The following is a 12,359-nucleotide window of genomic DNA, read 5'->3' as shown; positions in this document are numbered from 1 at the left end:
TCGTATGCTAGGCCCGGCTCACGCGCCGGGTTTGGCGTAAAGCGTCACTTCCACGCGCCGGTTGAGGGCCCGACCTGCGGGCGTGTCGTTCGGCGCGACCGGGTCGGCGTCTCCCTGGCCTTCGGCCTTCAGGCGTGCGGGCGCAACAGTCGCCGCAAGCAGGTCGCGCACGTTCGCGGCGCGCTCCTGCGACAGTTCCCAGTTCGACGGATAGCGCGCGGAGCGGATCGGCTGGTCGTCGGTGTGGCCTGTGACGAGCACGTTGCCCGGCACGGCGTTGAGCGCCGCCGCGATGCGCTGCATCAATGGCTTTACCCGGTCGGAGACGACCGCGCTGCCGGCCTTGAAGATACCGTCGCCGCGAATCGTGATGACCGAACGGTCGACCTGATCGCTCACCGTGACGAGGCCGTCGCGGATTTCCGGCGCGAGGAACTCCGCGACCCGCGGCTTTGCTGCGGGCGTAATGACGATGGGGCGCGTCGCGCCCGCGCGGATCGACGCGATGGTATTGAACGCGGGATCCGACAGGCGGCTCAGATGGAAGCTCATCGCGAGATAAGCCGTGACGAGCACCAGCAGTGCGAACGCGCCGACGACCCAGACCGGCAGCACCTCGGTGACACGGCTGCGCGCTGCCGCGACGCCTTGCCAGTGAGGCGACAAGGCGCGCTCCGGATCGCCGCGCTCCTTGCGGATCAGCTGATACAGGCGCCCTCGCACCGCGTCCAGCGTCTGGCGGCCCTCGCCCGCGACGCGATAACGGCCCTCGAAGCCGAGCGCCAGCACGACGCTCATCAGTTCGAGCAGCTGCAGGTGTTGCGCGGGCTTTTGCGCAAGCCTCGCGAGCAACTGGAACACCTTCTCGCCCCCCCACGTCTCGTTGTGGAACGTGACGAGAAGGCTCTGGCGTGCCCAAACGCCTGCGCCCCACGGCGTGCCTGACGCCGCCTCGTCGAGCATCGTGCACACGATATAGCGCGCCGCCGTGACATGCTCGGCCGCGATACCGCTGGCGCGCGCCTGTGTCTCGAAGCGCCGCATGCCGTGCGCGAGCGCGTCACGCAGCGCAGCAGGGTCGGCGCAGGATGTCATCGCGCGGATCTGCGGGGCGAGACGCAGCAGCGGCGCGCACGCGGCGATGAGCGGATTGAGCGAGCCGCCTTGTCCCGATGCGGCGAACACGGCATCGAGCGTGGGCTCGCCCGCGTCGCCACCGCTCGTCCCGGCCGGGAAAGGTACGCTGGCCGCGTCAGGACGGTGACGCGCGCCGGGGTTCGGCTTGATCATCGTCTGATCGGGTTCGAAGCCCGCGAACGGATCGTCGCTCGTCATGTCGGTCACTGGCGAATCGCCCAGAATTCCAGTTCGAGCCCGGGAAACTCACCCGCGATATACATCGCGAGGTTGCCGGTCTGTTCGAGCTCCTTCCAGAGGTCGCTGCCGCGATCGAGCTCGAAATAGCTGAAGCCCGCGTGAAACGGAATCTGCCGTGGCGCGACCGGCATGGCGCGTAGTCCGATGCCCGGCAGCGCCAGATTGACGAGATCGCGGATGCGGTCGGCCGGCGCAACCTTGACCTGCGTCGGGAAGCGCACGCGCAGCGCTTCGCCCGGCATCTGCGCGTTGGCCGCGAGTACGAAGCCGGCTTTCTTCACGAGGTCGAGATCGTTGATCGTCGCAACGCGTACGCCGGACTTGCGGTTCTGCAATTCGATCGCGACGGCGTCCGGTTCGCGCACCTGCGAGAGCAACTGGCGCAACTCGCGCATTACCGGCTCGAAAGACGCTTCGAGGTCGTCGTGGCGGTACGGCGGATAGGTGAGCGCACGGCGGCGTTCGTCGAAGGTGGCCAGATCGCCCGCGAGCGCGATGGCGAACTGATAGGCGCGCTCCGGATGCAACAGCGGCACGTGCAGCAAGTGCACGCACTGGGGCTCGAAGCGGTTCAAGGTTTGCAGCAGCAGGAAGTCGGCGACCTCCGCGACCCCACCGCGTCCCGGCTTGGCGATGCGCGCGGCGAGACGGTCGGCATGTTGATGCAAAAGGCCCGCGAGTTCCTGCACGTAGCCGAGCAGTTGCGGCTGCGCTAGCGCGTGGAGCATCGGCGGGATGTAGCGGGCATCCAGCAGCACGCGGTTATCCGCGCGTCGTTCGACGATGCGAGCGAGACCGATCGTCGCGTAGGCATCGGTAGCGTCGCGCGCGAGCATCAGGCGCAGATTCGGCATGCCGATGCGCATTTCGGCCACACGGTCGGTACTCGTGGTGACATCCGTGACGGCCGTGTCGGCAGCCACGTAACGCAGGCCGTCAGCGGGGCCGCCTTCCACGTCGATCTCCTTTGCGCCGTTGCGTGAGAGCGGCAACGCGAGCACCACCATTTCGTCACGCGTGCCGGCGGGGACGTCAAGCGGCGGCGGTGCAGGCGCCTCGTCGGGAAACGAGAACGCGGTACCGTCGGGCAGCACGCCGAACGCCGAGGCGACCGCGACCTTGCCGAGGCCGAGCGCGACCTCATCAAGCATGCACGCGACCCAACCCCACGCCCACGCCTCGGTCGCTCGTCCATGCGAACGGACCAGATGTTCGATGAAGCGGTCGTGCTGCTGAAAATGCTGGGGCTCCAGGAATAACCCCTCGGACCAGATCATTCGTTGGTGCCAGGTCATAGTGGCTCGCATCGGCGGACAACGCCTCGCACTGCGTGGGAGGTCCTTGCGGGCGCAAGTTGTCCTGCGGCGCGCCCACCTTTAAGAACGATTGATCCGGACGAAATTTGCAAACGTGCTTGTGAGACCGATTGCGCTTGTCACACAACGGACGCTCAAGGCGGCCCGATGACGACGTCGGCGGCATCGATCTTCACAGCTAGGGGCGTTGTCTTGTTCGGCGGCACAGGGGCCGTGGCTCGCCAGCGCGAGCGCTCAATGTCGCGATACGCCGCGACGACCGCGATGAATTTCGTGCCAGGCTGCACGGTCTGTTCGAAGCTTCTGCTTTCCCCGGGGCGCAGCAGGAATTCGCTCTTTGCGTTTAGGTCCGCGCCGAGCGTCGCCTGGTCCTTGCCGTACAGCGTGAAGAAGTCGGCGCTGTCGAATGCGGCGGTCGATTTCAGTTCATAGACGCGAACGACGATCGGCGACGGCCGTCCGCTGCTATCCGGGTTCGCCGCGGCGAGCACCGCAACGCTGACCTTGACAGCGGTCGGAGGGGGCGGCGGCGGGGGAGACTTACACCCCGAGGCCAGCACGAGCATGAGTACGTAGACGAGCGCGAATACGGACGAACGAGCCAATCCCGGCGCGAACAGGCGCAACGGGCGCGCACGGCACCCGGCACTCGAATCGATATCTTGCATGGCGTTTTTCTGTCCCGAGCCAAAGCCGCCGGAGCGCGCTCAGAGTTACGGATGGTACGTCAGGCACGCGAAGCGACGGCACGCAAGCGGCTGCTGCCCGCTTGGGCAATGTTGGCTAGCAGACGAATCAGCGGGTGTTATTTTTAAATTTTGCCGGCTGGTTCGTCTATCCGAACAGCGGCACGGCTGAAGCCGGGCGGCTGGGAAATACGGTGTCTCGTGGCCGATCGTGCGTGCTTGTGTCCGACGGCCGTCGTTCCACGATTTCCGACGGAATCGCTCGTGAATCCGATTCAGCATGTCCAGGCGGCGCGGCGAGGGGCCGCGGGGCCCGCACCACACCGGTGCGCGGCGACGGCGCGGCTCGCCGTGGCAGTCGCATCGGGCGTGATTGTCTGTCTACTCGCCTCGCTCGCCGTCCCAACCGGCGCAAGGGCGCAGGATGCGCCGCTCACGCCCGTTGCGAGGCAGGCGGAAGCGCGGGCCCGCGACGCCGAAACGATCCAGTCGCTGTCGAAGGAAGGCCGTCTGCTGCTCGAGCGCGATCAGGTCAAGCTCGACGGCTATGCGTATTGCAGCATGGCGGTCGCCGCCGCCGAACGCGGCGATTTCAGGCAGAGCATCGAAGCGGCCTCGCGCGCGCTGCTCGTCGCGCAGCAGACCGACGACACCGATCTGCTGGCCTTGTCGAAGCGCGACCTCGCGATCGCCTATAGCTATGCGGGTGACCTCGACGATGCGCAGCGCTATGCAAACGAAGCGCTTGCTGGTGGCGCGAAGAACCGCGAGCAGGTTCTCGCGCCTGTGCACAAGGTGCTTGGTGACGTCGCCGCGCGCAAGTCGAACACCGCCACCGCCATCAGCGAATATCGAGCCGCACTCGACACCGCGTCGCCGCGCTATCGGCCCCTGGTGCTCCTTTCGCTGACCAACGCGCAGATCGAAGCTGGCGACCCCGCCGCCGCGCGCGCGACTTTCGATCAGGCGAGCGCGGCGCAGGATTCTCTGCTTGCGCCGTTCTACCGGCGTATCCAGGGCAATCTTCTACTCGCCGAAGGCAAACCGCAGGACGCGCTCGCCGCGTTCGCGGCGGGCGTCACGAAGAGCGAGCACGGCGATGGGAGCTATGAAAACCTGTGGGCACACGAGGGCATGGGCCGAGCCTATCTCGTGCTCGGTCAGCGCGCGCAGACGCGCGCGGCGTGGCTGCAGGCGCTCGACGACTCCGAGACCGTCCGCGCTCGCTTTCGCAGCGACGAGTTCAAGACCGGTCTCTTCGCCGATACGCAGACCGTGTTCGAGGAAACCATCGCGCTCGTTGTCGAGGATGGCGACTACGCGACTGCGTGGGCGCTGTCGGAACGCAGTCGCGGGCGCGCGCTGCTCGACGTCGTGCGCAATCGTCTCGCGGTCGGCGTGGACACGCAGCAGTTGAACGGCCGCGTGCTGTCGCTCGACGAAGTGCGTGCGACGCTGCGGCCGGACGAGGCGATCGTCGAGTTTCACAGCCTGCCGCGCGAGATGATCGTATGGGTTGTGCGCGCCGACAGCCTCAAGGGCACAACGCTGCCGATCACCCGCAAGGACATGGCGCTTGCCGTCAGCGACTTCCGCAACGCCATCGTTCGCGGACGTCCGCAGGCGCTCACCTATGGAAGCCGACTCGACACGCTGCTGATCGAGCCGCTTGGCTTGCGGCCCAACGAGCGGCTCATCATCGTACCCAACGGCGCACTGCACTACATGCCGTTTCAGGCGCTGCGCAACGCGCAGGGCTTTCTGATCCAGCAGCATCCGATCGCGCTCGCGCCTTCGGCGAGCGTCGCAGTGCAGCTCGTGCACCGGCAGCAGCGGGTGGCGAGCGATCTCGTCGCGTTCGGCAATCCGCGCATCGCGCCGGAGTTCGATCTGCCCGGCGCCGAGGCCGAAGTGCGCGGCATCGCGCCGCTTTTCACCAGGCACGAGACGTTTCTGCAGACCGCGGTGACCCGCACGGCTTTCAGCCACAACGCGCCGACCGGCCGCGTCGTGCATGTTGCGACGCATGCCGAAGCCGACACCATCGATCCGCTGCATTCGCGCATTCTGCTCGCGCCCGCGTCACAACCGGCCGACGGCCCTGACTCGTTGCTCGCCGAGGACATCTATAACCTCAAGTTCGACGCGGTCGCGCTTGTCACGCTGTCGGCCTGCGAAACGGCGCTCGGGCGCATCGAGCGCGGCGACGAGATCATGGGCTTTACCCGCGCGTTCTTCTATGCTGGCGCATCGGCACTGATCGTCTCGATGTGGCCGGTCTCCGACGAATCGACCGCGCTCACCATGCGCACCTTCTACGCGTCGCTCACACGCGGCGACGAAGCGATCGACGCGATGCGCAACGCGCAACTCGCCGTGCTCGCCAACAGCAAGTTCTCGCACCCGTTCTACTGGGCTCCTTTCGATCTAATGGGCGGCTGGCGGCTGGCCGTCGCGCAATGAGAACGCTTCCGTGAAAAAGCCCATGTCCATCGAGCCCGATACGCCCCGGCGCCGAGCGCCACCCCGAACCTTGACGTGTGCGGCGCGCTGCCTGCCGATGACGCTTGCGTGCGCGATATGCGCTGGAGCCTGGGCGCAACAGATCCCGGGGGCCGGAACGCAGCAGGTGCCGAACGCCGGGACCCTGTTGAACGAACAGGCCCGGCCATCGCCCTCCGCGCCGCCACCCGGAACCTCGGGCGCGCTGCCGGAACCGCCGGCCGTGAGCCCGCCGGTGGCCGACGGCAAGACTTTCGAGTTGCGCAGCATTCATCTGGCCGGCAACGATACGCTGCCCTCCGACACCTTGTTGCCGCTGGTGAGCGACAAAATCGGCCAGCAAGTCTCCCTTAACGACCTGACGGCTATGGCCGCGCGCATTGCGCAGGCGTATCACGACCGCGGTTATGCGCTAGCGCAGGTCGTGATTCCGCCGCAGGACGTGACAAGCGGCGACGTGACGTTCACCGTGCTCGAAGGCAAGATCGGCCGCGTGCGCCTCAATGTCGCTGCGGGCGCGCCGATTCGCGAGAGCCTCGTGCAAGCGCGGCTCACCGCGATCCAGCCGGGCAAGCCGCTGCTGCAGCGCGACCTCGAACGCACGATGCTCCTGTTGTCCGACCTGCCCGGCGTGCGCGTGACCTCCGCGCTCGAAGCGGGCAACGTGCCCGGCACGGTCGATCTGACAATCAATATCGAGCCTGCAAGACGCTGGGATTTTGGCGTGGCGGTGGACAACTATGGCTCGCCGCCAGCCGGCAGCGGACGCGTCGGCCTGGTCGGGCGGTTCAAGTCGCCGTTGATGAACGGTGACAACTTCGACATGAACCTGCTCGCGGCCCAACGCATGGATACCTTTTTCGGGCGCGTCGGCTACGAGACGCCGGTCGACAGTAACGGCACCCGGGCGGGTATCGCGTATTCGCATCTGTACTACTACCTCGGCCAGGAGTTTGCGGCGCTCAATGCGCAAGGCAATGCGGATGTCGTCACCGCCTCGGTCTCGCATCCGCTGATCCGCTCGCGCAGCCAGAATCTGCTGTTGCGTGGCGCGCTCGAATATCGTTCGCTGACGGACAAAATCGGTACCGCGAACTTCGACAATCCGCAGAAACTCTCGCTCGCGAGTATCGGGCTGTCCTATGAAAGTCGCGATGATTTCCTCGGCGGAGGATTTAACAGCGCGGAAGTGGAGTTCTCGGTCGCGCATCTGAATATCGATTCGGATGTTGCCCGCGCGCTCGACGAGGGGCCAGGCGGGCGCAACACGCAAGGCAACAGCGTACGCATGACGATGCTCGCGAACCGTCTGAACGCCGTGACGGCAAATTCGAGCGTGTTCATCGGCATCTCGGGGCAGTGGGCTAACCAGAACCTCGACAGCTCTTCGCGCATCACGCTCGGCGGCCCGCACGCGGTGCGTGCCTATTCGCCATCGGAAGCCGTCGTCGACGAAGGACTGATCGGGACGGTCTCGTATCGCTACGCCGTCATTCCGGCGCTCACGCTTTCCGTGTTCTTCGATATCGGCGTGGGGCGCTACAACGCGCGCTCGATTCCCGGCCAGGGCGCCAATACCGTGACGCGCAGCGGGCCGGGCCTCGGCCTCTACTGGACCGGGCCGGCGGGCATTACCGTCGACGCGAGCCTCGCCTGGCGCACGACACGAGCCGACACGACCGGCGACGACAAGCTGCCCCGCCTGTATGTGCAGTTGTCGAAGGCGTTCTGAAGGAGCCTGACATGAACGACACTTCCTGCGTCCCGGACCGGCAACGTCGCCGGGCCGAGGAGCGCGCGCGCCGCAAGTTGGCGAAGCGGGCGCGGCGCGATAGCGGCGTGGCCACCCGCGAGCAGTTCGTCATGCCACTCCTGCCGCTGATGATCCTGCTGATCGCGCCCGAAGCCGGAGCGCTACCGGTGGGCGGACAGGTCGTGAACGGCAATGTCGCGATCGGCGCGCCGGCAAACAACACACTGCCGATCAAGCAGACCTCGGGCAACGCGATCGTCAACTGGCAGGGGTTTTCGATTGGTGGCAATGAGACGGTCAACATCCAGCAGCCGAATGCGAATGCGATGATGCTCAATCGGGTGCTCGGCAGCAACGCGAGCGTGATTGCGGGCCATCTGAATGCAAACGGCAAGGTGTTCCTCGTCAATCCGGCGGGCGTGCTGTTTTCGCCGGGGGCGTCGGTCAACGTTGGATCGCTGGTGGCGTCGACGCTCGGCATCTCCGACAAGGATTTTCTCGCAGGCAACTATCATTTTGTCGCGGTGCCTGGGCAACCGGGGGGCAGTGTCGTCAATAAAGGCTCGATTCAGGCGGCTGCCGGCGGCACGGTCGCGATGCTCGGGGCGCAAGTCGATAACAGCGGCAAAGTGAGCGCGAAACTCGGCACGGTTGCACTGGGGGCCGGCGGCGATATCACCCTCGATTTCGCCGGCGACGGCCTCACGATGCTGAAAATCAACGGCCCGGCGGCGCAGGCGTTGATCGACAACTCGGGCACGCTTGCCGCCGATGGCGGCCAGGTGCTGATGTCGGTGCAAAGCGCCGATGCGCTTGCCGCCACGGTGCTCAATCAGGAAGGGGTGGTGCGCGCGCAGAGCATTGCGGAGCGCAACGGGCGGATCGTGCTGGACGGCGGGCCGGTTGGCGTGACGCAAGTGTCGGGCGTGATGGATGCAACTGGCGGCGCGGGGCTCACGGGCGGCCAGATCGACGTGACCGGGCAGGACGTCGCATTGTTGAAAGGCACGCGTGTCGACGCGAGCGGAGCCGCGGGCGGCGGCAGGGTGCGCTTCGGCGGCGGCCCGGGTGGCGCGGACACGGACATTCGCAATGCACAGGCGATATGGATCGATCCGGCCGCGCAAATGCGCGCGGATGCGCTGGTAAGCGGGCCGGGCGGGCAGCTTGTCGCGTATGGCGCGGACACCGCGCGGATTTACGGCACGCTGTCCGCGATGGGCGGGCCGCAGGGCGGCAATGGCGGCAGGATCGAAACGTCGGGACACTACCTCGATACGGCAGGGGCGCAGATCAATGCTTCGGCGCCGAAGGGGGTGGGGGGGACGTGGGTACTTGATCCGTTTGACGTCTTGATCACCGATGCCCCTACCACCGTCGATCCGACATTCAACGGCATGTTCAATTCGAGCGCTCAACAGTCGGAGATCACCACCGGAAGCATCGACCACCAGCTCAACCTGGGGACCAACGTCGTTATCTCCACCTTGCAGACTACGCCTAGCGGGAGCCGTCTCGGCGACATTACTCTGGACGGGCCGATCCAGAAGACAATGGGGCCCGCGGCAACGCTCACGCTGGAGGCGAGCGGCTCGATCGTGATGAATGGTACGAGTGCCCATTCGGTTCCTTCGATCACGGATGAGCCGTCCGCCACGCTTACGCCGGGTCCGCTCAACATCATCCTGGAAGCGAAAGGCGTACAAACCCAGCAATTTGCCAGTATCGACGTGACGGGTCTGAGCGTCGCCCAGCCCGTGGAGTTGTGGACCAATGGTGGCTATATCCAGATTGGAACGCCGCTCTCCGCGGGACAAACAAGCGCGCCCGTCACGCTCACGAATGTCAATATCGATACGCGTGCGCGGACACCGCCGCCGAGCGGGGTTTTCGCCGGGCCGCCCCCGAAGTCGGTAGCCAATACCACGGCCGCAAGCGGCACCGTCACGATTAAGGGTGCAGGTCCGACGAGTCCGGATCTTGATGGCCTGGCTTCCGGTAGCGGCGTCCAGATTCTCGGCACGACCATTATGACGACGACCGGCGCAATCGCCATCGTCGGGTCGGGGCCCGTGGCCAGCAACGCGATGACCGCGCGGGGGAGTGGCGTTGTCATTGGCACCACGACGATCGGTGGTAACACGACCCTCGGTTCAACGATCGCCTCGACGACGGGCCCGATCACGATCCAGGGCACAGCGGCCACCTCGACGGGAGCTTCAACGAACACCGTCGCTACAGTGAAAGGCGACGGCGTAGACATCTCGGGGTTGTCAACGATCTTCTCGTCAGGGGGCGCGATCACCATCTCTGGCACGGCAAGTTCCTCGACGGGCACGTCCCCGAACCCTGTCGGAGCGGTGACCGGCAACGGCGTTCAGATTACCGGCCCGACGACGATCGCCACCGATTCGGGCGCGATTGTCATCCAGGGCGGGGGCGCCACTTCCACGAATGCAGTCAACCAGATCGCGACCAGCGGCGTCGTGATCGACGGAACCACGACGATCTCTTCGACGTCGGGCGGAATAACTATTCAGGGCTCCGCGGGCAGTACGAGCGGGACAGTCAACCTGCTGCAGGGCGATGGCGTTGACATTTCCGCCACGACGACGATCGCTTCGTCTTCCAACTCGGTTGGCATCAACGGTACGGCGGCCAGTTCCACGAGGAGAGTCGGCGAGCTGCAAAGCAAAGGTGTCGTGATCAGCGGGCCGGCGACGATTTCTGCGGGCAACAACCTCTCTATTGTTGGCGTGGTACCCGCCACAGCAACATTGGGGGGGCCGGGACAGTTCGGCGACGGCGTCGATATTGGCGGCACCGGTCCGGTGACCTTCGTTGCTAATCAGCTAACCATCGAAGGTTCAGCGTCGCCAGACAATGTCTTTGGCTTCGGCGTGTCAATAACTGGCTCTGCGGTCATCGACGCAAGACAGGGGGGCGTTCAGATCTTCGGCAGCGGTAACGGCTACGAGGGCGTGTCGATCCTGGGGGGATCCCAATTTCCGGTCGGCGTGTTTGCGCACAACGGAATTGTCGACATACGCGGTGTCACGAATGGCGAGACCGTGACAGGGTCAAGTCTCGACCAGTTTCAGTTTTTTCCCGGCGTGTCGATCAACGGCGCTCAGATCGCTGCGAGCGGCGCACCGGACGGCGTCTCCATCGCGGGCTCGGCTCCATCGGTGGCTGCGGGTCTTGAACTCATCGGCACAACCGTCTCGACGGACACTGGTGGCACGATCATCCTGCGTGCCGCAAGCAACAGCACGAACTCGTCGTCGATTTCCATCGACCCCGCGTCGTCGATCAAGGCGCCGGGCGGCGTGCTGGTCTTCGCGCCGGCTTCGGTCGACAAGTCGACCTTCGCCGTGATCGCGCAAAACCGCGTGCCGATCACGTTGTTCGGAAGCAGTACCACGGCGGGCCTCAACATCGACCCGGCGACCTATCAAACGATCTCCCCCACGCTGCAAACGCTCGTGCTCGGCTCGACGACCCAAACCGGTCCCATCACTGTCGAAGGCACTTGCGCTGGCAATGCCGCCTCGTGCGCGCAGCCTCAGCGGCCGACCGTCGCCAGCAACCTGACCCTCGCCAACCCGGCCACAGGAAGCCAGGGTATCGCCCTGCCGTTCGGCGTATCGATGCCAGGTCATACGCTGACGCTCTCGTCAGCCGGCCCCGTGACCGACCCGAACGGCATCCAGGCAGCGGGTCTGATGCTCGCCGGAAACACCAGTTACACGCTGACGGATCCAGGCAATGACGTCGGCACGCTCGCGATCGTCGGTGCGCAAAACGTGACGTTCTCGAATCCGGGCAGCTTCGACATTGGACCGCTGGTGACGCAGACCTATGATTCAACAACAGGCACCGTGACGACCATCCATGGCACGAATTCATCACTGAGCGGCAGTCTCCAGGCGCAATCGCTGAACGGCGGGATATCGCTGGGCGTTCCGGGAACGCCAACGAGCGTGAACGCGGGCGGCACGATCGACCTCGTCATGGAAAACAGCGAGTTCGACAACTTAGGCGGCGGCATCCTTACCGCAGGCAACGCGTGGCACATCTGGGAAGCGAGCTGGCAGGGCGAGACGCGCGGCGGCCTGAATCCGGGTGGTCTGAGGCCGGACTACTACGGCTGCATTTTCCCGGGAACCTGCAGCTGGGGTGGGACCGTCCCGCTCGACAGCAACCATTATGTCTATGCGGCGCAACCGACGCTCACGATCACCATCGGCAACGGCAGCCGCTTCTATGGAAACGGCAATCCTGCGTTTACGTTCACGGTCACCGGCCTGATCAATGGCGATACCGCAGACGGCGTCGTATTCGCCGGCCCGCTCAGCACGCCGGGAAACCCGGGCTCGCCGGTCGGGCAATATCCGATCAGCGGCACGTTCTCGTCGCTGGTCGGTTACAACCTGACGATCGTGCCAGGCACATTGACCGTCGCCCCACTTCCGCTCAAGGGGCAGATCTTCAACCGCTCCGGCCTGCAGCCGCTCTTTACCGCGCAGGAGCAGAGCTTCGTCTATGAGAGCAACCTCGGCGGCATCCATATCTGCGTCGGTTCGAACGAACCTATCCTCGCGCTTCAACAGCCGGAAGGCGCGGCCGACGCGCTGGCGGTCGAATGGAAGCGGGTGCGCTCGCGGCCCAACCTGAACAGTTGCCTTGTCGTCAACGGCCAGCACGGCTGCGACGAGTTCTAGT

General features: G+C 65.5%; 6 protein-coding genes. 3 read left to right on the top strand and 3 right to left on the bottom strand.

What is annotated here, in order from left to right; genetic code table 11:
- Window positions 1-18: 18 nt before the first annotated feature.
- From WN982_RS37575 to tssJ, 3 genes are all read right to left on the bottom strand, one after another.
- Window positions 19-1,335, bottom strand: a complete 1,317-nt coding sequence (locus WN982_RS37575; RefSeq protein ID WP_341319555.1) for a DotU family type VI secretion system protein — start codon at window positions 1,333-1,335, stop codon at window positions 19-21.
- A gap of 5 nt (window positions 1,336-1,340) precedes the next feature.
- Window positions 1,341-2,672, bottom strand: a complete 1,332-nt coding sequence (gene tssK, locus WN982_RS37570; RefSeq protein ID WP_341317026.1) for a type VI secretion system baseplate subunit TssK — start codon at window positions 2,670-2,672, stop codon at window positions 1,341-1,343.
- A gap of 155 nt (window positions 2,673-2,827) precedes the next feature.
- On the bottom strand, window positions 2,828-3,361 hold the full coding sequence (gene tssJ / locus WN982_RS37565; RefSeq protein ID WP_341317025.1) for a type VI secretion system lipoprotein TssJ: 534 nt from the start codon (window positions 3,359-3,361) through the stop codon (window positions 2,828-2,830).
- A gap of 282 nt (window positions 3,362-3,643) precedes the next feature.
- Between tssJ and WN982_RS37560 the strand changes: the two genes are divergently transcribed.
- The 3 genes from WN982_RS37560 to WN982_RS37550 all read left to right on the top strand — a co-directional run bounded on the left by WN982_RS37560 (window position 3,644) and on the right by WN982_RS37550 (window position 12,358).
- Window positions 3,644-5,842, top strand: a complete 2,199-nt coding sequence (locus WN982_RS37560) for a CHAT domain-containing tetratricopeptide repeat protein (protein WP_341317024.1) — start codon at window positions 3,644-3,646, stop codon at window positions 5,840-5,842.
- A 166-nt stretch (window positions 5,843-6,008) separates the two neighbouring features.
- The gene (locus WN982_RS37555; RefSeq protein ID WP_341317023.1) at window positions 6,009-7,613 is read left to right on the top strand and encodes a POTRA domain-containing protein; all 1,605 of its coding nucleotides are present in this window, start codon (window positions 6,009-6,011) and stop codon (window positions 7,611-7,613) included.
- A gap of 11 nt (window positions 7,614-7,624) precedes the next feature.
- A complete protein-coding gene (locus WN982_RS37550; protein WP_341317022.1) occupies window positions 7,625-12,358 on the top strand; it encodes a filamentous hemagglutinin N-terminal domain-containing protein in 4,734 nt (1,577 codons plus the stop codon).
- Window position 12,359 lies beyond the last annotated feature (1 nt).

It is taken from the genome of Paraburkholderia sp. IMGN_8 (assembly GCF_038050405.1).
Taxonomy (GTDB): domain Bacteria; phylum Pseudomonadota; class Gammaproteobacteria; order Burkholderiales; family Burkholderiaceae; genus Paraburkholderia.
The sequence above is the reverse complement of the archived record's forward strand: the minus strand, read 5'-3'. Positions and strand labels throughout refer to the sequence as shown.